Genomic DNA, 22,444 nt, shown 5'->3' on the forward strand with positions numbered 1-22,444 from the left:
TGCCGAAGGTCCGGCGGGTACGCCTCGCGCCACGGGCTTGAATGGGACCGCCTCTCCGCGTGGCCGATGGCGCTGTCTCTCCGCGGTGGCCTTGCTGTCCGTTGCGGCCGCCGGTGCCGCGGAGTTGCGTCCACCGGTGCATCCCCGGCGCAATGTGGATGAATTTGAGCCCGTGCCGGCGCGGTGGGTTCGCTTCACCATCCTCAAGACCAACGGCAGCGAACCCTGTCTGGACGAGCTGGAGATCTTCACGGCGGGATCCCCGCCGGAGAACGTTGCCCTCGCTGGCGCCGGAGCGCGCACGACGGTATCCGGAACGATGGCCGGCTACGCGATCCACCGGCAGGAACACCTGAATGACGGTTTGTACGGCAATGCCCGGAGCTGGATCGCCGACACGGTGGGCGCTGGCTGGGTCGTGGTGGAACTGCCGCGGGTGGAATTCGTGCGGCGGGTGGTCTGGGGCCGGGATCGCGAGGGCCGTTTTCTGGATCGCTTGCCGACCGCATATCGCATTGAGGTGGCCACCGAGCCCGATGTCTGGAAGACGGTGGCATCCTCGGACGACCGCCGTCCCCTGGAGGTGGGCGGGACCCTTGCCGGTGCGAATCCGTCACACCGCTTCGCGATCAACCGGTTCGCCCCGGTGGAAACCACGCTGGCGCCTGCGGTGCCCTCCGGACCGCCCGCGGAATACGCCATACGGGTCTGGCAGATTGAGGATGGACTGCCTGCCAATACGATCACGGCGCTGCTGCCCTCGCGGGAGGGTTATTTGTGGCTCGGCACCTACAACGGGCTGGCGCGGTTCGACGGGGCGCGATTTGTGGCCTTCGGCGAAGCGGACGGCCTCGCGAATCCGCACATTTCCTGCCTGTGGGAGGACGGCGAGGGCGTTCTCTGGGCCGGCACCGAGGGCGGTGGACTGGTCCGTTGGGATGGCCGGGAATTCTCGACCTTCACGGTGGCGGACGGGCTGTCCGACAACTTCATCCTGGCGCTCGCTGGCGATGCTTCGGGGCGCCTGTGGGTCGGCACGCGGTCGGGATTGGACCGTCTGGATCCGGGCGGTGGCATTCACCGGCGGGTCGTCCCGGCGCTGGGAAGCGCCGCGGTGTCGCGGCTGGTCCCCCATCGGGGCGGCGACCTGTGGGCCTTCGCGGGTGGGTTCGGGCTGCTGCACGACGGGCGGTGGCTGCCGCCGCCCTTCGAGGGGGAACCGGCCGCCTTTACCTCCCTGACGGCGCTGCACGAGGGGCCCAGCGGTGCGTTGTGGATCGGCGGCGCCAACGGGTACGTGGCCCGGCTCCACGATGGCGTGGCGTCGGTGATGGGACGCGACGAGGGGTTCCATCCGGACCTGGTCACCGAACTCTGCGAGACCCGCTCGGGAGATCTCTGGGTGGGGACGGTCTCGGGCGGACTCAGCCGCCTTCGGGATGGCCGCTTCCTGACGCTGACCACCCAGGATGGCCTGCCCCACAATTCGATACGCGCACTGGCGGAGGATGCGGAGGGCAGCCTGTGGGCGGGCACCCAGGGGGGGGGCCTGCTGCGTCTGCGACCGCGTCCCTTCACGACCCACACCACCGCCCATGGCCTGTCGCACAATGTGGTGATGTCATTCGCCGAGGGACCGGAGGGGCAGGTGTGGATCGGCTCCAACTGCGGTGGCCTCAATGTCTGGCAGGACGGCCGGGTGACCGGCTACGCCGCCCACTTCCTGCTGGACAACGAATGCATCTGGCCGTTGCTGACGGGATGCGGGGGGCGCCTGTGGATTGGTTCCTGGGGTGGCGGCCTTTTCGAGCTCAATGAGGGACGGCTGAAAAATCACCTCGTGGCCGACGGGCTCTCCGACGACATCCTTCTTGCGCTGGCGGAGGATGCGGAAGGGGCGTTGTGGATCGGAACGTTTGCCGGCGGGTTGAACCGGTTGTTGGATGGCCGGTTCACGGTGTTCAGACGCGCGGATGGTCTGGCCAGCGACACTGTGACGGCATTGTTGCCGGAGTCTTCCGGGGTTCTTTGGATTGGCACCGGCGGCGGGGGACTTCAGCGGTTTGATGGGGGACGCTTCACGGGATGGCGGCGCACGGATGGCCTCGCCAGCGACTTCGTGCGCACGCTGCACCAAGACGCGCAGGGCCGGCTGTGGGTCGGAACGGCGGGCGGGCTGAGCCTCATCATGAACGGCCGGTGCCACACGTTTACTCCAGAACACGGGCTGATGGACCCGGTCATTTCACAGATCCTTGAGGACGGTAAGGGACACCTTTGGCTTGGGTCGCAGCAGGGGATCAGCCGGGTGGGAATTGACGATCTGCTGGCGGTGGCGGCAGGACGCGCGCCCGCGGTGACCCCCATCTCCTTTGGACGGGAGGAGGGCATGGAAAGTGCGGAATGCACCGGCGGATTTCATCCGGCCGGTCTTCGGACCCGGGACGGCACGCTTTGGTTTTCAACCGTGAAGGGGTTTGTCCGCATGGATCCGGACGAGGTCCGCGTCAACAGGATCGCCCCTCCGGTACGCATCGAGGACGTGCTGGTGGACGGCCATCCGGAGGGGACGGCGGGGATGTCATTGCGTCTGCCCGTGCGCACGCGGCGTCTCGAAATCCGCTACACGGCGCTCAGCCTCGCGGCACCCTCAAAGGTGCGGTTTCGCTACCGACTGGAGGGCCTGGAAGAGGACTGGGTGGATGCCGGTGGACGCCGGTCGGCGGTCTACACCCATTTGCCGGCGGGACAGTTCCGCTTCCAGGTCCTGGCGAGCAACAACGACGGCGTCTGGAATTTGGAGGGGGCGATGCTGCCCGTGTCGGTGCTTCCCCCCTTCTGGCAGACCTGGTGGTTCCTCGGTGTGGCCACGGTTGCGGGTCTGGGTCTGTCGGCCGGCGGTGTGCGTCTGGTTGCCCTTCGGAAGTTGCGGGCCCGGCTGAGGCATCTGGAGGCGCAGCATGCGCTGGAGCGGGAGCGGACCCGCATCGCCCGGGACATTCATGATGATCTCGGGGCCGGGCTGACCCAGATCGCCCTGCTGAGCGCCCTCGGCGAGCGTCACAGCGGGGATCCCGCGGAATCCGCAGGTCATTTCCGGCAGATTGGCACCCGCGCACGGGCCATCGTGCAGTCGGCGGATGCCATCGTCTGGGCCGTCAACCCCACCAACGACAGCCTGGATCATCTGGCCGATTACCTGGCCCAGCATGCCCGGGACTTCCTGGGAGCCGCAGGGATCCGATGCCGGATCGAATTCCCCGACACATTCCCCGGGGTCGCCCTGACCGCCGAGGTGCGGCATGCGCTCTTCCTGGCGACCAAGGAGGCGTTGCACAATGTGGTGAAGCATGCCCGCGCGACGGAGGTCTGGCTGCGGCTTTCCGTGGACGCGGACCGCCTGAGCCTCGTCGTCGAGGACGATGGCTGCGGCCTGCCGGCGGGTTTCGGCGACGGCGCCGCCGGCAACGGCATCGGTAATCTCCGGCGCCGCCTCGGCGAACTGGGGGGCGCGGCGGCATTCGAGCAACGGCAAGGGGGAGGTGCGAAGGTCCGGCTGACCGTGCCCCTGCGGCCGGTCCGGGTTGCCGACAGAATCCAGCCGTCCTGACGCATGGCGATCCGGGTGGCCATTGTGGAGGATGATCCGCATGTCGGGGCGGCGCTGGCGCGCTTGGTGGACGAGGCTCCCGGGTTCCGGTGCGCCGGCGTCCACGCCTCCGGAGAAGCCGCCCTCCCGGCCCTCGGGCGTCAGCCGCCGGATGCCGTCCTCATGGACATCCACCTGCCAGGGATGTCCGGGGTGGAATGTGTGCAGCGGCTCAAGCAGTTCGCACCGAAGACCGAGGTCATCATGCTGACGGTCTATGACGATGGTGCCCTGATCTTCCAGGCGCTCCAGGCCGGTGCCAGCGGCTATCTGCTGAAGCGGGCCACCCCGGAGGAGATCCTCAGGGCCATCCAGGAGGTCCGCCAGGGCGGGGCTCCGATGTCCACGGCGATCGCCCGCAAGGTGGTGCAGTCGTTCCGAAAGCAGGGACGTTCGCCCCGGGAATCCGAGAACCTCACGCCCCGGGAGGAGGAGGTGCTCACCTACGTGGCGCGGGGCTACATCAACAAGGAAATTGCCGACCTCATGGGCGTCGGCGTGGAGACCGTCCGCACCCACCTCAAGAGCATCTACGACAAGCTGCACGTGCGCTCCCGGACCGCGGCGGCCATGAAGTACTTCCGGCGATGAGCCGCAGCGGATCCCGTTCACCCGAACGGGGGATTGGACGTGGCGCATGCCGCTCTACCTTGGGAATGATTCCGGGTGTGGTCCCCGGCAACGCATGCGCTCATGAACCGGTTTTTCTCCCGATGTTCCCGGCCCGTCCGCCGGGGGTTCACCTTGATCGAGCTGCTGGTGGTGGTGGCCATCATCGCGATCCTTGCCGGCCTGCTCCTGCCCTCCCTTGGCAAGGCGCGATCCAAGGCGGAAGGCATCCAGTGCCTCAGCAATCTGCGGCAGTTGACCCTGGGGTGGATCCAGTACGCCGGGGACCATGCCGACCAGCTGGTGTGGAACGACATGGAGGACCAGCGCTCGGGATGGATCCGCGGGATCATTGATTACAATCCCAACAACGAGCACAACACGAACGTGGCGTACCTGCGCGATCCCCAGTATGCCAAGCTCTGGCCCTATACCGGCGCGACCGGCATCTACAAATGCCCTGCGGATCGCAGCCGGGTCGTGATCCGCGGCCGGCCGTATCCCCGGGTCCGCAGTCTGTCGCTGAGCCAGGCGATGAACTCGCGCAACGACTGGCTCAGTTTCCTGACCCAGCGTCCGTACCGCGTGTTTCGAAGGCTCTCCGACATCACCCAGATGGGTCACTCCGAGGCGTTCGTCTTCATTGATGAACATCCCGACGGCATCAATTTCGGCGATTTTGCGGTGGCGATGAACGACGGGGTGGCCCCGACCCGGATCCACATCATTGACTACCCGGCCAGCACCCACAACGGGGCCGGCGGGCTGAGCTTCGCCGACGGGCACGCGGAGGTTCACCGGTGGCTGGATCCCCGCACCCGGCCGCCGGTGCAGAACCGATCCATGCAGCTGGTCGTGCCGTCCCCGCGCAACGTGGACATGATCTACCTCTCGCAGCACGCTTCGATCCGCGAATGAACCGGACCCTGTCCCTCACCTGTGTCCTCCTGGCGGCGATGCTGACGGCGGTCGCCGCGCCCGGGCCGTCCGCGGACATCACGCTGCCGCCGCCCGCCCCGGGCCCGGTGGACTTCGACCGCGACATCGCCCCTCTCTTCGAGCGCCACTGTGTTTCCTGCCATGGTCCGGAGCGTCAACGCGGCGGCCTAAGGCTGGACGTTCGGACGCGGGCCCTGGCTGGCGGCAACAGCGGACCGGCCATCGTGCCGGGACGCAGCGCCGAGAGCCCTTTGCTCCACTTCGTGATCGGCGAACCCGCGGACATGCGGATGCCGCGGGAGGGGGAACCCCTCAGCAATGGTGAGGTGGGCCTGCTCCGGGCCTGGATCGAGCAGGGGGCGCCGTGGCCCCAGTCCCAGTCGGACGCGGGGGAGGCGGATCCCGCCCGGACGCACTGGGCCTTCCAGCCCTTGATGCGGCCGGCCGTGCCGGTCGCGGCGTCGGCCGCGGAGCCCCTGCAGCCGGTGGATGCCTTCATTGACGCACGCCTCGCGGCCGAGGGACTCCGCCGCAATCCGGAGGCCGACCCTCGTTCACTGATTCGCCGCCTTTACCTCGTGATGCTGGGCGTGCCGCCAGGCCCCGGGGAGGTGGAGGCGTTTGTCAACGACACGGCATCCGACGCCTACGAACGCCTGGTGGACCGCGTCTTGGGCGACATGCGCTACGGCGAGCGCTGGGCCCGGCATTGGCTTGATGTGATCCGCTTCGCCGAGAGCAACGGCTTCGAGACGAACCGCGAGCGGCTTCAGGCCTGGAGGTTTCGGGACTACGTCATCCAGTCCTTCAACGAGGACAAGCCCTACGACCAGTTCGTCCGGGAGCAGATCGCCGGCGACGCCCTCGGAGCAGATGTGGCGACGGGCTTTCTGGTGGGGGGGCCTGTGGACATCGTCAAGAGTCCGGACCCACGGCTGACCGCGCAGCAGCGTGCCGATGAACTGGACGACATGGTGGCGACCACGGGGACGACGTTCCTCGGGTTGACGCTCGGATGCGCCCGCTGCCACACGCACAAGTTTGATCCGGTGACCCACCGCGAATACCACGCCCTCACGGCCCTGCTTGCAGGGGTCCAGCACGGCGAGCGGCCGGTGGCGCTGCCGCCCTCGGAGGAAGCGGCACGCGCCCGGCGCCTGGAGGAGCTTGCTGCGCAGTTGGTCGTCCTCAACGCCGAACTCACCACGTTTGAGCCGCAGGCCGTGGTGGAGCCGGGTGCCCTGCCGGGACGCCCGGAGGTGCAGGCGCGGCTGAATGTGGACCGCTTCGCGCCGGTGACGGCGCGGCGCCTGAGGTTTGTCATTGAGGAGACCCGCGGTGGCGGCGAGCCGTGTCTCGATGAACTGGAGGTGTATTCCGGTGCCCGCAATGTGGCCCTTGCCTCCCGTGGAACCACGGTCCGTGTGTCAGGAACGCTGCCGGGTTACGCCATCCACCAGGCCGCTCATGTCAACGACGGGCGCACGGGCAACGACCACAGTTGGATTGCCGATACGACGGGGCAGGGGTGGGTGGAACTCGCGTTTCCGGAGGCGGTCGTGGTGGATCGCGTGGTGTGGGGCCGGGATCGCGAGGGGCGTTTCGGGGACCGGACACCGGGGCGCTATCGCATCGAGGTGGCTGACGACATCGCCGCGGACTGGCAGACGGTCGCCACCTCCGCGGACCGCCTTCCGGCCGGTTCGGCGAAGGGAGACATCGCGTCCCTCGCTCCGGAGGCCGCTGCGCAGCGATCCCGTCTGCTCTCGGAACAGGAGGCGTGCCTGCGCGAACAACGTTCCCTTCGGGAACGGCCGACGACCTATTCCGGAACCTTTCAAACCCCGCGAACGATCCGCCGTCTCCATCGGGGGGATCCCCTGGAGCCGCGCGAGGCGGTCGCCCCCGGGACGCTGGAGTTGTTCCGTCCGCTTCAACTGGCGGAGGAGGCACCGGAACAGGCGCGTCGTCTGGCGCTCGCCGACTGGATCGCGCATCCGGAGAATCCGCTGACAGCCCGGGTGCTGGTGAACCGCGTCTGGCAGCACGCGTTTGGCGTCGGTCTGGTGGCCACCCCCAACGATTTTGGGTTGAACGGGTCTCCCCCGTCCCATCCGGAGTTGCTCGATTGGCTGGCGGCCGACTTCATCGCGTCCGGTTGGCGACTCAAGGCCCTGCACCGGCAACTGTTGTTGTCGGGCACCTGGCGCCAGTCGAGTGCCCCCCGGGAAGACGCCCGGCGGGTGGACGCCAACAGCCGGCTCCTGTGGCGGTTTCCCCCGCGGCGTTTGGAGGCCGAGGCGATCCGGGACACCCTGCTGGCCGTCAGCGGCGTCCTGGATCCCACTCCGGGCGGTCCCGGCTTCTACCTGCACGAGGTGGACCGGGAGAATGTTTATCACTACCACCCCAAGGAACAGTTCGGACCGGCCGAGTACCGGCGCATGATCTATGCGTTCAAGGTTCGGATGGAGCAGGACGGGGTGTTTGGGGCGTTTGACTGCCCGGATGGCAGCCTGGTCGTCCCGAAGCGCAGCAGTTCCACGACACCGTTGCAGGCGCTGAACCTGTTCAACAGCCGCTTCACGCTGGACCTTGCGGACGCTTTTGCAGCCCGACTGGACCGGGAGGCGGGCGGGGATCCCGCCGACCGGATTGGCCGGGCCTGGCTGCTGGCCTTCGGCCGGGCACCGGCTGCGGGGGAACGCGACGAAGCGCTGGCCTGGTCCGCGCAGCATGGCTTTCCGGCGCTTTGCCGGGCGCTCCTGAACGCCAACGAACTGGTTTTTCTTCCGTGAATCTTCCATTTCTTGCGCCCGGACATCCGCTGCTGAACCGGCGCCGCTTCCTTTCCGAAGCCGGGCTGGGCCTCGGAGCCATTGCCCTCACCGACCTGCTCGCGCGCCAGGGGTTGCTGGCCGCCACCGTTTCGGGCAAGGGGCCGTTTCGACCCGCGATTGATCCCTCCCGCCCCTTTGCGCCCCGGATGTCCCAGTTCCCGGCGCGCGCGAAAAAGGTGCTGGTGATCTTTTGCAGTGGAGCGACCAGTCATCTGGACACCTTCGACTACAAGCCGGAGCTGATTCGGCGCCATGGCCAACCGCTGCCGGGTGCGGAGGGGTTGATCACCTTCCAGGGCGAACAGGGCGCCCTCACGCGCAGCCCGTGGGAGTTTCGTCCGCGCGGGGAGTGCGGAAAAATGGTTTCGGACCTGCTGCCCCGGCTGGGGGACCTGGTGGACGACCTCTGCTTCATCCACTCCATGCAAGGAAAGACCAACACCCACGGACCCGGGGAGAACTTCATGTCCACGGGTTCCACGCTGGATGGTTTTCCCAGTCTGGGTGCCTGGGTGACGTATGCGCTGGGCAGCGAGGACCAGGACCTTCCGGCGTACGTCGCCATCCCGGACCCGCGGGGCAAGCCCCAGAACAGCGTCAACAACTGGGCGCCAGGCTTCCTGCCGGCCGCATTTCAGGGGACCGATTTCAACGCCGCCCAGCCTGTCCGGAATCTGGCCCGTCCTCCCGCGATTTCCGCGGACACCGACGGGGCCACCCGGGGATTCCTGCAGCGGCTCAATGAGCAGCATCTCGAGCGCCATCCGGGCGACACCGAGCTGGCGGCCCGCATCGCCAGCTATGAGCTCGCCGCGCGCATGCAGACGAGTGTGCCCGGGGTGGCCAATCTTTCCGGGGAACCGGAGCATTTGTTGCGTCTGTATGGCGCCACGGGAGGCGGTTCGCGAACCCACGAGATCCGGGCAGCCTACGCCCGCAACTGCATCCTGGCCCGCCGCCTCCTCGAAAAGGGAGTCCGGTTCGTTCAGCTGTTCAACGGCGCCTACCAGACCGGGGGCGAGGGCGTGAGCAATTGGGACGGACACAAGGAGCTCCACGAGCAATACAGCGTCCACGGCCCCGTCCTCGACCAGCCCACCGCCGCCCTGCTCACCGACCTCAAACAGCGCGGACTGCTGTCGGAGACCCTGGTGGTCTGGTGTACCGAATTCGGCCGCATGCCCACCTTCCAAAAGGGGGCCCGCGGGCGGGACCACAACCCCCACGGCTTCACCTGCTGGTTGTCCGGAGCCGGGGTCAAGGCTCCGTACAGCTATGGGGCCACGGACGAATTCGGCCACCGGGCGGTTGAAAAGATCGTTACGGTCCACGACTTCCACGCCACGATCCTTCACCTCCTGGGCCTCGACCACGAGCGCCTCACCTTCTACCACAACGGACTCGAGCGCCGGTTGACGGACGTGCACGGCGAGGTGGTGCATGACATCCTGGTCTGAGCCGGATCACCGGTGCCCTGGGCGAACGCCCCCATCAGGAGCCCGTAGCCGCCACGGGTGCAGCCGGAGACACGACCCGGCGTTGGATCGCCAGCGGCAGGCAGACCAGGAGGAGCATGGGGTCCACCAGGTAGTCCCAGTAGTTCCTGGATTCGAGGATGCCGAGGTGCCAGGCGGTGATCGCCGCAAGCAGGACGATGCCAAGTCCGTTTCGCACCAAGAGACAGGCCGCAGCCAGGGTTCCCACCACCGCGAACAGCCATCGGGCCCCCCAGCCCGCCGCGTAGGGGTCCCACGAGCCCCAGCCAAGAGAGCCCGGGTACAGGATCAAGCCGGTGGCGATTCCAAACCACGCGACCGTGCGAAGTCCGGAAGGGTTCAGAAGTGGGGGGCCCCCGCATGCCCTCAGGCAACCGTGGAGCAGCAGGACCAGCAGCGGAATACTGCATCCTGGCATGACGCCCAACAGCCACCCGGCCGGCTGAAGTCCCCGAAACGGAATCGCAGCCACGATGCAGCATCCGAGCAGGACCCCAACGACCGGCCCGCCGAACCGCAGTGGCCATCCGGACCACCGCAGGCTCCAGGCAATCCCGAGAAACAGGACCAGGACGACAACCCCGTGCATCACCCACGGACCGGGAAATGGATCCCTCATTTCGAGGACTCCTCCAGCGAGGCATCCAGCCACGCGCTGTTGAATGCGAGGTGCCGGATCCGCTCGCGCTTCCAGGTGAACACCAGGTGGATGGTGTCATCCGATGCCTGAAGCAGAAACGGGTAGGAAAACTCCGCGCCGGGTTCGGAAGCGACCGTGGCGCCGCGACGCCAGGTCTGTCCGCCGTCGGCGGAGACGGCCAGACGGAGGTTGTCCCGGCCGCTGGGCGCGTCGTTGAACGCCAGCAACAACCGGCCGTCGGCCAGGCGGATTGCTGCGATTCCCGATCCCGGATTGGGAACACCGCCGGGCTCCGGTGGCGACCAGGTCAGGCCGCCATCCGCCGTGTGCGACCGGAACAGTTCGGTCTGCTCTCCGGCGGTGCGACACAGCAGCACGGCCTCGGCCTCCGACGTCGCCGCCAGCGCGGGCTGGAATGCCGTGCGTCCGCCGAAGGGACGCGTCCGAGTGGCCCGTGCCGGCGCGCCGGGAACGTCCAGCCAGAGGATCTCCGGGAACTTGCCGAGGAATTCATGGTAGATCGGGACGGCCCAGCCGCCGCCTTCCAGGGGGGCCGGCGGGTTCTTGACAAGTTCGCTGATGTTCAGGAACGGACTGAGCACGAGGCGGGTCGCCGGGCTCCAGGTGATGCCCCCATCGGCGGAGGACTTCAGGTTCAACGAACTGCCCGACCATCCGCCCACGGCGATGGTGACAAACAGCAGTTCAAGGCGACCGCGGCCGTCGGAGTAGATCAGCGGGTTGCCCACCTTGCGCACATGACGCCCCAGTTCCTGTTCTGCCGAGGTGGCGGTGACGATCGGTCGCGGCCGGGTCCAGCCGGAGGCTGCGTTTCCATCACGGAGGGAGAGGAGAATGGCGACATCCCGGGCCCCTTCTCTGGAGCCGCCATACCAGGCTGCCGCAAGAACGCCGGGCGTGACCTCGGCAAGGGAGGCCACATGAACGCTGACCACGCCGTCTCCGGGCCCGAGGAAGTCCTCAACCACCTTGGGTGGCCCGGGAGCGGGAATCCGTGCGGGAGGCACCGACCAAACTGCCGGTGGAACCACCCGCCCCCCAGGCCGACGGGCGCCGCGGGGTGTCAGATGAAGGCCGAGGGCCAGAGCCGCGGCCAGCAGCAGGAGTATCCGCCGCGGCCTCATGGCATGGGTGTGGCGGGTGCCGACACTTCAAGGACGAGGAACTCGGTCCGGAGGCCATCCAACGAACGGGCCCTGAAGGCCTCGATCCAGTCCGCCGCCGTGGTTCCGGGTCTTGCAAATCGCACCCACGCCTTTCGGGAATAAAGGGTGCGAAAGCGGGTCACCTCACGGAACGCCCCGCCGGTTGTCCGCACGGCACCGGCGAACCCATCGGCGAGGTCCGCCTCCACAAACACGAGGAACGGCGTCTGGGGCGGTCGCGTCTCAGGGGTCCAGCGCTGGATGCTTCGGCCGAGCCGCGGGGACAGCATTGCGGGCAGGTTTCGTTCAAAGGCATACACCGGGCGGCCTCCGATAGTCGTCTCGATGTCGCGAGGCAGGTGATTCAGACCGAGCCGGGGATACAGGGCGCCGAGGCAAAGCGTGAGCAGCGCGACAACCAGCAGGGCGACCCGGACGGGACGCGCGTGCCGGAAGGCCTCAAGGAGCAGCCAGATGGAGCCCATGAGGACCGCCGCCGGAGCCACCCAGCCGAGACGGAACCACAGCGATCCGAGCCCCACGAACATCGTCAGCACGGCGATCACGCCCGCCGAGAGGCGGAGTGCGGCGACCCTCCAGGGGCCGCCCGCCGCCAGCCAGCCGGCGGCCATCACCGCCTGAATGGGCACCACGGCCAGCATGTACCGCTCGAAGGCCCGCATGAAGAAGAACGGCACCACCGAAAGCAGGAAGGCCAGCACCAGCCAGCGGTCCTCCGGACGCCGTCCGTCCGCCGGTGTCCGGCCCCAGTGCACGACCGCGCCAATCACGGCGGGAGTCCACGGTGCGATCAGTCCCAGGGCCCCCCCAAGGGCCGACAACGGCGACCGCCCATGCCAGCTCCCGAATCCACGGGCTGCCAGCTCCTCGCCGAGGATGCTCACAAACCGGTCCCCCCAGATCCGGTGCATGGCCAGCGGCCAGGGCACGACGACGCCGGCGAGCACCCCCATCGCGATGAGCCAGTGGAACGGATGCCGCCGCAGGGCCGGGCCCAGGGGCAGGGTGATTGCCGCCGCCACCACGCCGGCGGCAAAAAAGAAGAGGCCGACCGGGCCCTTCATCAGGAACGACAAACCCAGGGAACCGGCCGCCGCCAGTGCGTCCGGGAGACGCTGTGTCCGTACCCAGCGCACCAGAAACCAGAGCGCGAACGACACCAGCGTGGCGAGGGGCAGATCCAGCATGGCCTGGCGGCCTTGGGCGGCCACCCCGAGGCATCCCAGCGTGAACAATCCGGCGAGGAGGCCCGTGGAACGGTGGAGCTCCCTTGAGAGGAGACATGCCCCGAGGGCGAGTCCGGCTCCGGCAATCACCCCCCAGATCCGGGCCGCGATCAGGTGCACGCCGAACAGCTGGTAGTTCACCAGGGTGAGCCAATAGAGCAGGGGAGGCTTGCGCAGCCGCGGCTCCCCGTTGACCCAGGGCGTCAGCCAGTCCCCGCGCTCCTGCATCTCCATGGGCGTCCGCAGCGAGAGGGTGTACTCGTCGGAGCCGGTGACGCTGGTCTCCGACCCGATCGAGGGAAACAGCGACAGAAGACCCAGGAGGAACACGATCCACGGCACCCAGTCGCGCCGGGATTCCAGACCGGTGGCCCAGGAATCCGGCGATGGTTCCCGCGGGATCTCGTGGGGAACTCGGGTCATCGGGGATGACGTCGGGCGCAGGCGGTCGCCCGGAGGCTGGTTTCGTCGGGATCGGGGAGGAACCCGGCGGCTTCCATTCGGCGGCCACTCCAGACTTTCGCCCTCACCCGGGCGCATTCGCTGCCGAGGTCCACCCACGGGGTGCTCATGGAAGGAGACGTCGCACCGGCAGGGTCGGGTCCTCAAAAATCATATGCATCAATGTTCTCCCGGGTAAACTTGAAGGGTTCCCCGAGGAGGATGTTGTCGCCGACGACCTCGAAGCGTCCGAGGCGTCCCCCATCGAACGAGGTGTCGCCCGGCTTCAGGTCGCCGCGCGCGAGTGCATGGGCGGCAAGGACCGTCAGGTATCCAAGGTCCGTGGTCTTCCAGAGGATCACGGTGTCCGTGGTGCCGTCCTTGACGTAGCGGCGGTTCTCATTGGGCAGTCCCAGGCCGATCACTTTCACGCGCCCGCGCTTGCCCGCCTGTTTGACCGCCTCCGCGGCCCCCGGCACTGCGGGTGAGCAGATGGCCATGAGGAGTTTCAGGTTCGGGTGTGCACCGAGCAGGGTGGTGGCCTCGGCCTGGGCGCGGTCCTTGAGGTCGTCACAGGGACGCAGGGCCACCATCGTCATGCCCGGGTATTTCGCGGCCCGGCGCGCCTCGATGAATCGCTGCCATTCGATCATGTTCTGGGCGGTCAGCGATGCCGTGATGATGGCGAACTCCCCCTCCCCCCCGGTCAGGCGCGCGGCCTCGTCCATCAGCGCGTTGCCGATCCCCTCCGGTGTGGCCTGGTTGACGAAGAAATCTCGGGCGTCGGGCAGGGCATCGGAGTCGAACGTGACGACCCGGATGCCCTTTTCACGGGCCTTCCGTAATGCCGTGGAAATCCCGTCGCGGTTTTCGCAGGCCGCGGCGATGACGTCCACGCCCAGGGTGATCCAGTTCTCCACGATTTCGTTCTGCTTGGCCGGATCGGGATTCACCGGGCCGTCGAAGATCAGTTCGACCCCGAGGTCCCTGGCCGCCTGCTCCGCACCCTGTTTGCAGGAAACAAAGTACGCGTTGCCCTTCGACTTGGGCAGGAGGGCAATCGTCATCCGGCGACCGGCGGATCCTGAGGCCGCGGGATCCGGGGAAGGCCCGGACGGTCCGCCACAGCCGGCGAGAAGTCCGAGCAGGGCCGCCATCATCGCCGCCAGGCCGGGAAGGCATCGGTTTCGTGGATTCATCAACGGGTGCCCTTGGGTACCATCGGCCGTCCTTCGTTTCAGCCAAATTCCGCGGCATCCGGTGGCCCGATGGTTCCCTTGCGAAATTGTGCAGCTGGCGGGTCCGCCATGCGATGACCGGACGGAGGCGCGGGGCCGGTCGTTTTGGCCGTCGGGGGCCGCGCGGACGCCAAAGGTTCACTCGAAGCCGTCAACATCCCGGCACTGGCCGAAGATCCAGGTTGCCTCGTCCGAAATTTCGTGGTCCTTTGATCCGTAATGGATGGTTCGGTTTCGATCCTCGGACATATTCGCGTTTTTGCGGCACTTCTAGGAATTCTCAGTGTTTTCAACAGCCTGATCGGGGAGGTCTCCGGTCCGGGCGGCGCTGGAATTTCTGCCTTGGCGCCCGCGGACGGCGAGGGCAACGGGGGAGGGCCGCAGAGCCCCCCGCTGCTGCTTCGGGAGCCCAACACATCGCTGAAGCTGCCCCTGGCAATCCCATCGGACTACGGCTACGACGTGGTGGATGTCGCCCCCGGGCTGACCTTCCAGTCCCCGATCGGGCTGGTGACCCGGCCCGGCGACACCAACCAGCTGTTCGTGATGGAGCGTGCCGGACGCATCTTCCGCATTGCCGACCTTGCCCATCCGGTTGCGGAGGTGTTCCTCGACATCCGCAGCAAGGTGTCCACGCTTGGGGAAGGTGGCCTCTTGGGCTGTGCCTTCCATCCCCGGTTCGCGGAGAATGGGTTGTTTTACGTCCACTACACCAGCAACACCAATCCTCCAAACCTCCCGGTGGCATTTCACGATCGTTTGGCCCGTTTCTCCACGGTTCCGGGCAATCCGGATCTGGCAGATCCGGAGTCGGAACACCTGCTGATCGAGCAGCCGGACGAGACGCTGATCCACAATGCCGGGGATGTCCACTTCGGTCCGGACGGCTACCTGTACACCTCCTTCGGCAGCGGTGTGAGGTCCTCCGAGAGCATCACGATGGACAGCGTCTACATCGGCTCGATGATCCGAATTGATGTGGATCGCCGGGAGGGCAATCTGGCGCCGAACCGCTTCGTCAATCCCACGGGGGACTACCTGGTGCCCGCCGACAATCCCTTCATCGGGATCACCAGCTACTTTGGAAGGCCCCTCGATCCGGAACGGCTGCGGACAGAGGTGTGGGCCCTCGGATTCCGCAACCCGTTTCGGTTTGCGTTTGATCCGGCGGACGGACGCCTTTTCGTCGGTGATGTCGGTCAAATCCGGCGCGAGGAAATCAACCTCGTTGTCCGGGGAGGATTTTACGGTTGGCCGGTTTACGAGGGAACCCTCCCGTACGATGTCAACGTTCCTGTTCCGCCGGACCAGGAGCTGATTCCCCCGATCCACGAGTATGGGGAGGGCGGCCTCCGGGCGTGTGTGATCGGTGGGATCGTGTATCGCGGGCAGGACCTGTCCGAACTCTCCGGGTACTACCTCTTTGCGGACTGGTCCCGAACCTCGGTGTCGGCGGTGTCGGTGAACGCCGAAGGTGCGGTGGAGGTGAAGCCGATATTCTCCAACGGCTTCCGGCCCCAGGGGTTTGGCCCCCATCCCGGTTCCGGAGAAGTCCTGTTTGCCGACAGCGCCACCGGAAGGATTTTTCAGATCATCCGGGCCGATGCCTCAAAGCGGAATTCGCTGCCGGCCACCCTGAGCACCACCGGCGCCTTTCGCAGTCTCGAGACCCTCGAACCCGAACCCGGTGTGGTCCCCTACGTGGTCAACGTCCCGTTCTGGTCGGACGCCGCGATCAAGAAGCGGTGGTTCTGCGTGCCGGATCCGGCGAACAGGATGGACTGGCAGGAGACGGCTCCATGGCGTTTCCCCGATGGCATGGTGTGGGTGAAGCATTTCGACATGGAGGCCACCGAGGGTGACCCGCAAACCCGGTATCCGCTCGAAACCCGGTTCCTCGTCAAGGCGACGAACGGGTTCTACGGAGTGACCTACCGGTGGCGCGAGGGAGGGCAAGACGCGGATCTGGTGTCGGCTGACGGACAGGATGTCGAGTTGCGCGTGCCGTCCGGTTCGACGGACCCCGCCCAGCGGTGGCGGTTTCCGTCCCGCGGGGAATGCATGCTCTGCCACTACCCGTCGCCGCGTTTTGTCCTGGGATTCAATTCGGAACAGCTGAATGGCGAAATCAATGTTGAGGGGGTGTTGGTCAACCAGCTCCAGCTGTTTGAGGAGGCCGGATTTTTGGAACGTCCACTGCCGCCGGCTCCGGAACTTCCCCGGTTGTTTGCCGGCGACGATCCGGTCGTGACGAAGGAAATTCATGCCCGGTCCTTCCTTGCGTCGAATTGCGCCTATTGCCACCAGTGGTTCACCGGAGGCCTGGGGCGCGGCCTCTGGGACCTGCGATTCGAGCGGACCCTGGCCTCCACCTTGGTGGTCAACCAGTTTCTTGCCGACCCGATTGACGATCCGTCCGCCCGGGTGCTGTTCCCGGGTCAACCCAATCACTCGATGATGTTTCGCCGGATGCGTGATCTGGGGGCCTATCACATGCCCCCCATCGGCAGCTACAAGGTCACCGAGGAGGGCGTTCGTGTGCTCGGGGACTGGATTGCGAACACGGCGTTTGTGACGGGGCGTACGGTGTTCTACAACAATTCCGCCTTTGACGGGTTCACACCGGACATTACCGCTGCCGACACCAATGCCATCGCGATTGACAAGACCGCGCTGCTTCCGGGTGAGATTGCAACCTTCGCCAACTACACCTCGTTCAACCGGGGCATCAACGGCATCATGGTGGACGTCGCCGGATTGGGCGATGGGCTGACGCTTGACGACTTCGTCCTGGAAGTGGGTAACCGTCCGGACCGGGACGGCTGGAGTGTCGCGGCCGCCCCCGATGGGTTCAGGGTGGAGCGCGGCGCGGGTGTCTTCCAGTCGGACCGCATCACGCTGGCATGGTCCGGCGACGGTCCCAGGAACACCTGGCTGCGGGTTCGCCTGAAGGCCAGCCCCCGGACGCGGCTTGGGGCCACCGACGAGTTCTATTTCGGGAACGCGGTAGGCGATGTCGGCGACCAACGGTTCGATACCGTGGTCGGTCCGGTGGATGAGGAGCAGACGATCCGGAATGCAACGGCTCCCGGAGGCGCCGCCATCACGTCGCCGTTTGATTTCAACCGGGACCGGCAGGTGGACGACGCGGATGTGGACATCGTCAGGAATGCCCAGGCTTCCGGGGCGGAAGTTCTTCGGATCATGCAACCGGTCAATGATGCCTGGAAGGCCGGTCGGCTTCTTGACGACGCACTTGCCGCTCTCGACAACCCGGTGGTGGTGCCCTCCGAGCCGGGAGTTGTCCGCATCGAGGGACCTGGCGCCCAAACGCTTCGTTTCAGCGGAGTGCCCGCGAAGCGCTATGTGGTGGAGGGGAGTGATGGGGTGGACCTGCCGTGGAAGGCGGTGCTCTCGGCGCCGGTCACGTGTCCGCCGGAGGGCGAACTGCTTGTGCGGGTCCCGCTGGCTGCGGATGCCGGCGCGCGGTTCTTCCGGATCCGCGAAGTGCGCTGAGCCGGTGGCCGGGGGGGGTGCCCGATGCGGCGCCGGACAGGGCGCCGTGGCGTCGCAATGTGCGAAGCTTCGGCGGGTGCGAATCGTGGTCGTGGGTGCCCTTTGGATACCGCGGCCGATCCCGACGCCGCGGCGTCATCCAGACGTTCAGCTGAACTCCGGTTGGGCCGCGTTCGCTCTCCGCGTTATGGACCGGTCCCGCCCGAGGCAGGGCGCACTCCCTCGCGTCTCCCAATTCCCGCATTCCAGCACGCCGCCACCCGGCAACTCAGAAACGTCCACTCCTTGGCACATTGCCTGCAGAACGGGTCGTGGCAGGCGGGAGATGCCGGGATGTGGGGAAAATTCCCCACTGCCACCGGCAGGAGTTGGTTGATTCACAATTTTTCGACAAACTTGTTTGAATATGGAGACCTACCAGTCAGGGAGACGATCTGCGGAATTGCTGCATCCGCCTACCTCGTCGCGGGCCGCTGTCGTCGCCGCCTATGGCGGCACCCCCTCCCACTAGCACGTGGTGTTGTTCCGCCAGGCAGCCCGCACCCGGGGAAAGGCTCCGGTTGACTCTCCGTCCGTCGCCCGCCGCATTTCGAGGCGGTACCCGCGGACCGCACCCGCTTCAGAACCCGAGGATGGGTTCGAGATTTTCACCCAGTTCCCACCGGATTGTTTGGAGCCGGGACGCCGCACGGCTGGCGCCTTCGGTCCCTCACCGCAACCCGATTGAAGAGCACCCGGGGTCGCTTTCTGGTTCGCCAGGCGCCCCCCAATCCCCTCACATGTTTGATCAACTCCACTTCCTGATCCCTCCGGCTGCCGTTTCCCGGTGCCTCCGTTGGATGCTCCTCGTGCTTCCGCTGGGTCCCCTCATGGCCCAGACCGTGAATGACGTCATGAAGACGTCCCCCACGCTGTCGAAGCACTGGAAGCGTTCCGACATCATCCTGTCGTCCCGCGTCTACCGGGAGAAACCGACCTACCAGATGAGCCACTCCGTCAACGGAGTTACCGTTCCGCTTGCGCTGGACACCTTTGGCGCCACGGATGCGTTTTTCGCCAACCGGCTGGAGTGGTCCTACTGGCATCAGGCTCACGACAACCGAATGCTCAGCGGGGCCGCCCAGAGAAACATCAGCGTCAGCCTTACTGTGAACACGGTCATGGCCGACGAGCCCGCGCTGAGCCGGGTCGGTGCGACCTTCAACATAGGCCGCATCAAAAACATCTACAATCAGCCGGCGGGACGGCTGGATTATCTGCGCTCGAAAACCTACCAGGGGTGCGCCCGTTCCCCCGGGTATCGCGAGGTGTGGATCAAGCATGTGCGGTTCCTCATCAATGCGAATCCCGGTGTCGTCCGCAACATCCAGATGGACGATGTGGACATGAACATCTCCTACCTGAGCAACGGCGGCTGCTTCTGCGACCACTGCAACACCGGGTTCCGGCAGTATCTTGCCTCCAAATTCACCACGGCGCAGTTGTCTGCCCAGGGGGTGTCCAGCGTGTCCACGTTCAGCTACCGGGACTACCTCAGATCGCGGGGGCAGGATCCGGTGAAGTTCATCTCCACGGGCTCCGGGGTGCTGAAGGACGCGTATGTGGCCTTTCAGACGCAGAACACCGTGGACTTCTACCGGCACGTCCACCACGCGACGACCAACTACTTCAAGCGACCGATCGGCTTTGCAGCCAATACGCGGAGCAGTCCGAGGGTGATTGAGGATCTGCATGACCTGTTCATCCGGGAGTACACCTCGACGGACCCCGGTTCCATATACGACACGTTTGTCACCCAGGCGGCCCGGGGTGGCAAGCCACTGGCGCTGACCTACGACAGCTCCTACTCCCCGGCCGATCACCGCCGGTTCGCAGCCTCCTGCTATGCCGCTGGCGGCCATGGGCTGGTGCCTTGGGATGTTTACATTATTCCGGAGGATTACCTGTCGCCAAGCAGGGGCCGGTTCTTCGGAACGGTCCAGGACTTTGCGCCGATCTACGGCTTCGTGAAGGCGATGAGTCGCTATCTGGATGGCTACGAGGACGCCGGCCTCTTTCAGACGGTTCGTGCAGATTCCCGCTACCAGGCGCAGCCCGTGTACGTCGAGAACAATCCCTCGGCTTCCCTGTTCGTCCGGGCGACCGGCAGGGCCCAGGATCCGGTGGTGATTCACATCATCCGGAAGGACCCGGCCAACACCGCTCCCTTCACGATTTCCCTGAATCCGGACAGCTTCTTCGGGACCCCGATGAAGAAAACCCTCTACACGATGCCTGCGTACAACGCGACGACCCACATCACGGCGCGTTCGACGGGGAATTACTCCACCCTTGCGGTGAACTCCACGACGTCCGCGATGGCCGACCCGCGGCTGATGCAGGTGCAACTCCCCTCCTTCAGCCTGTGGGGCACTTTGGTTCTGGAACCGGTGGCCGGCGCCCTGGTCCAGCCGACCATCGTGACCCGGCGGGAGATGATCGAGCCCCAGCAGCAGGTCCGGATCGTGAATTCCGGGAAGGGGGTCATCCGGTACACGCTGGATGGAAGCGAGCCGGGTCCCGCTTCGACGCTCTACTCCGGACCCTTCACGATCACCCGGGGCGGTACCATCAAGGCCCGGGCGTTCCTTGGGAGCGAATCCACGCCAACCAGCAGCGCCTCGGTGCGGGTCATTCGGTATTTTGATATCGCCAAAAGTCCGAACACCAAGCTCTGGCTCCAGCCGGCGACGGATCTGAGGGGGCTGGCCCACAATGCGCCGGTGGCCGCGTGGACCCCGACGATCGGCCCGGTGCTGCGGGCGCCGGCGACCCTGCTCCCGACGCTGAATGCCAATACGCCGCCCATTTACCGGACCAATGCGCTGAATGGCGCCCCGGGGGTCTATTTCAACGGAACCAATTGCATCTCGGTGGGGCGGTTGATGAACGAGGTGGGCATCCCGAGATCCTTCACCGTCGTCATGATCAGCCAGTCGGAGGATTCCGATTTCGGCATGTGCGGCAATGGCGGCAATGGCGGTGGGGGCATCCCAAGATTCTACTTCACCCGGGGGCAGTTCTCCTATGGAGAGCGAGAGACCTACCTGGGCATGACTTCAGGAAGCAGTGTCGAGATGACCACGGTCCGGATGAACACCGCCGGAAAGATTGAGGTCTTCAAGAACGGAAGCGTGGTCGGCACCGGCAACGCGTCCTTGGTGACGGCGTTCGCCGGGGGTGCGTTCGCCGTGCCGTGGGGCAAGGGGAACAAGGTTCCTGCGGGAACGCTCGGAGAGGTCATTGTGTTCAACCGGGCCCTGACCGATGAGGAACTGGAGTCGGTGCACCTGGTGCGACAGGCCCGACTGGCCTCGGGTGCTCCGCCCGTGGTGAGTCCGCCACCCCCCAACACTCCGCCACCTGTGATCGTGGATCCTCCCGTGGTCACGGCCCCTCAAAGCACCACGGCGTCCGCCCCCTTCTCAGTCCGCCTGACCGTGGATCGAAACTTCGGGTACTGGTCCACCAACGGCAGCCCGTACGCTGCGTTCTCGACCGCCGGCACCAACCTCTGGATCGGTTCCACGACGACGCTTTCATTCTACGGGCGGGATGCCGCCGGGAATGCCGGTCCGATCCGGACCCGCGTCTACACCATTGATGCAACGCCGCCAGGATCCACGTCGGTGATTGACATCGAGGCGGAGCGGTTCAGTTCGCTTTCGGCTCCGTTTCAGCTCAACACGACAGTTGACCCCGATGCCTCCGAGGGGCGCTATCTCTTCGCCCCCCCCGGACAGCTGTCCGTCCAGGCACCGCCGTCCACGGGGCACGCACGCTATAATTTCTCGGTGCCGGGCGCCGGACGTTATCGTGTCCGGGCACGTGTCCGGGCGCCGACCATGAACAGCGATTCCTTCTGGATCCGGATGGATTCAGGGGCCTGGCTGTCGTGGAATGGCTTCTACGGAACGACGCCGGCGTTGGCGGAGAGTTTTCGGTGGGTGACGGTCTCGCCCCCCGGATCCCCGACGGTCGTCGAGTACGTCCTGGCGGCGGGAGCCCACACGCTCACGGTGGCCTACAGGGAGCCGTACACGTTCCTCGACCGCATTCAGATCGTTCCTTCAACCGCCGTGGGTGCTTCAGTCACCCTGATGGGCCCTGAATCCTTGATCCCCGCAAGTGGATTGCTGGAGGGGCTGGATCGGCAGATCCAGCACAGCATCCTGCGCATCGGGGAAGCGGAGTATCTGACCATGACGTTCGTGGAACCTGATCCGCTTCCTCCCGGGGTGGTGTACCGGCCGGTGGTCGGCAGCGACCTGACCCGTTGGTCCGCCGACGGGATCGTGCCCGTGAGCCAGACGGACTACTGGGGCCAGCGGACGATCACCGTCAGGGATCGCGAGCCCGTCCGGGACGGAATCGGTCGGTTCCTGCGCCTCGACCTCCTGACGGAGGACGAAAGTTCACCACCGGTTGCACAATAGCCCGATTGACGGGCATCCCGGGCGCAGCGCGACGATCGGGAGGGTCCACCGGCGGGTGGACGCACGACCGACGCAATTGCGGACGCCCCCCTCAATGGGGGCGTCCGCACCAGCAAATGACCCGCACGATCCCCGCCTTGGACGGGTTCCCGCGATCGTGTCGCCCCATGGGGCAATTGACGTCCGGC

Annotated in this window: 12 protein-coding genes; 7 read left to right on the forward strand and 5 right to left on the reverse strand. The window is 66.3% G+C overall.

What is annotated here, in order from left to right:
• Positions 1-85: 85 nt before the first annotated feature.
• From KF791_01105 to KF791_01125, 5 genes are all read left to right on the forward strand, one after another.
• Positions 86-3,610 carry a histidine kinase gene (locus KF791_01105; protein ID MBX3731171.1) on the forward strand — a complete coding sequence of 1,175 codons (3,525 nt, stop codon included), beginning with the start codon at positions 86-88 and terminating at the stop codon, positions 3,608-3,610.
• 3 nt (positions 3,611-3,613) lie between these two features.
• Complete coding sequence (locus KF791_01110; protein ID MBX3731172.1) at positions 3,614-4,240, forward strand: response regulator transcription factor; 627 nt, start codon at positions 3,614-3,616, stop codon at positions 4,238-4,240.
• 102 nt (positions 4,241-4,342) lie between these two features.
• Positions 4,343-5,176 (forward strand): type II secretion system protein, encoded by an 834-nt coding sequence (locus KF791_01115; GenBank protein MBX3731173.1) that lies wholly within the window; start codon positions 4,343-4,345, stop codon positions 5,174-5,176.
• Between the two features lie 38 nt (positions 5,177-5,214).
• Positions 5,215-7,995, forward strand: a complete 2,781-nt coding sequence (locus KF791_01120; protein ID MBX3731174.1) for a PSD1 domain-containing protein — start codon at positions 5,215-5,217, stop codon at positions 7,993-7,995.
• Between the two features lie 95 nt (positions 7,996-8,090).
• Positions 8,091-9,494 carry a DUF1501 domain-containing protein gene (locus tag KF791_01125; protein ID MBX3731175.1) on the forward strand — a complete coding sequence of 468 codons (1,404 nt, stop codon included), beginning with the start codon at positions 8,091-8,093 and terminating at the stop codon, positions 9,492-9,494.
• 34 nt (positions 9,495-9,528) lie between these two features.
• Here the strand turns inward: KF791_01125 and KF791_01130 are convergent, their stop codons facing one another.
• From KF791_01130 to KF791_01150, 5 genes are read right to left on the reverse strand one after another with little or no spacing between them, the layout of a single operon-like run.
• Positions 9,529-10,152: a hypothetical protein gene (locus tag KF791_01130; GenBank protein ID MBX3731176.1), complete on the reverse strand. Its 624-nt coding sequence runs from the start codon at positions 10,150-10,152 to the stop codon at positions 9,529-9,531.
• The gene (locus KF791_01135; protein ID MBX3731177.1) at positions 10,149-11,318 is read right to left on the reverse strand and encodes an exo-alpha-sialidase; all 1,170 of its coding nucleotides are present in this window, start codon (positions 11,316-11,318) and stop codon (positions 10,149-10,151) included. The genes KF791_01130 and KF791_01135 overlap by 4 nt, the downstream gene beginning before the upstream one ends.
• A complete protein-coding gene (locus tag KF791_01140; GenBank protein MBX3731178.1) occupies positions 11,315-13,009 on the reverse strand; it encodes a glycosyltransferase family 39 protein in 1,695 nt (564 codons plus the stop codon). The genes KF791_01135 and KF791_01140 overlap by 4 nt, the downstream gene beginning before the upstream one ends.
• Entirely contained in the window at positions 13,006-13,158 is a 153-nt protein-coding gene (locus KF791_01145; protein MBX3731179.1) for a hypothetical protein, read from the reverse strand. Before KF791_01145 ends, KF791_01140 begins: the two co-directional genes overlap by 4 nt.
• A 33-nt stretch (positions 13,159-13,191) precedes the next feature.
• Entirely contained in the window at positions 13,192-14,226 is a 1,035-nt protein-coding gene (locus KF791_01150; protein ID MBX3731180.1) for a substrate-binding domain-containing protein, read from the reverse strand.
• 258 nt (positions 14,227-14,484) lie between these two features.
• On the opposite strand from KF791_01150, the gene KF791_01155 reads away from it, so the two are divergent.
• The gene (locus KF791_01155) at positions 14,485-17,781 is read left to right on the forward strand and encodes a PQQ-dependent sugar dehydrogenase (protein ID MBX3731181.1); all 3,297 of its coding nucleotides are present in this window, start codon (positions 14,485-14,487) and stop codon (positions 17,779-17,781) included.
• 1,103 nt (positions 17,782-18,884) lie between these two features.
• Positions 18,885-22,256 carry a chitobiase/beta-hexosaminidase C-terminal domain-containing protein gene (locus KF791_01160; GenBank protein MBX3731182.1) on the forward strand — a complete coding sequence of 1,124 codons (3,372 nt, stop codon included), beginning with the start codon at positions 18,885-18,887 and terminating at the stop codon, positions 22,254-22,256.
• Positions 22,257-22,444 lie beyond the last annotated feature (188 nt).

The sequence above is a fragment of the Verrucomicrobiia bacterium genome (assembly GCA_019634635.1).
Classification (GTDB): Bacteria; Verrucomicrobiota; Verrucomicrobiia; order Limisphaerales; family UBA9464; genus UBA9464.

What these genes read in the sequence shown, in the direction of transcription:
- KF791_01160 (MBX3731182.1), top strand. Translation starts at nt 18,885, where the DNA reads ATGCTCAGCGGGGCCGCCCAGAGAAACATCAGCGTCAGCCTTACTGTG.
- KF791_01155 (MBX3731181.1), top strand. Translation starts at nt 14,485, where the DNA reads ATGGATGGTTCGGTTTCGATCCTCGGACATATTCGCGTTTTTGCGGCA.
- KF791_01130 (MBX3731176.1), bottom strand. Translation starts at nt 10,152, where the DNA reads ATGAGGGATCCATTTCCCGGTCCGTGGGTGATGCACGGGGTTGTCGTC.
- KF791_01135 (MBX3731177.1), bottom strand. Translation starts at nt 11,318, where the DNA reads ATGAGGCCGCGGCGGATACTCCTGCTGCTGGCCGCGGCTCTGGCCCTC.
- KF791_01145 (MBX3731179.1), bottom strand. Translation starts at nt 13,158, where the DNA reads ATGAGCACCCCGTGGGTGGACCTCGGCAGCGAATGCGCCCGGGTGAGG.
- KF791_01115 (MBX3731173.1), top strand. Translation starts at nt 4,343, where the DNA reads ATGAACCGGTTTTTCTCCCGATGTTCCCGGCCCGTCCGCCGGGGGTTC.
- KF791_01150 (MBX3731180.1), bottom strand. Translation starts at nt 14,226, where the DNA reads ATGAATCCACGAAACCGATGCCTTCCCGGCCTGGCGGCGATGATGGCG.
- KF791_01140 (MBX3731178.1), bottom strand. Translation starts at nt 13,009, where the DNA reads ATGACCCGAGTTCCCCACGAGATCCCGCGGGAACCATCGCCGGATTCC.
- KF791_01110 (MBX3731172.1), top strand. Translation starts at nt 3,614, where the DNA reads ATGGCGATCCGGGTGGCCATTGTGGAGGATGATCCGCATGTCGGGGCG.
- KF791_01120 (MBX3731174.1), top strand. Translation starts at nt 5,215, where the DNA reads ATGCTGACGGCGGTCGCCGCGCCCGGGCCGTCCGCGGACATCACGCTG.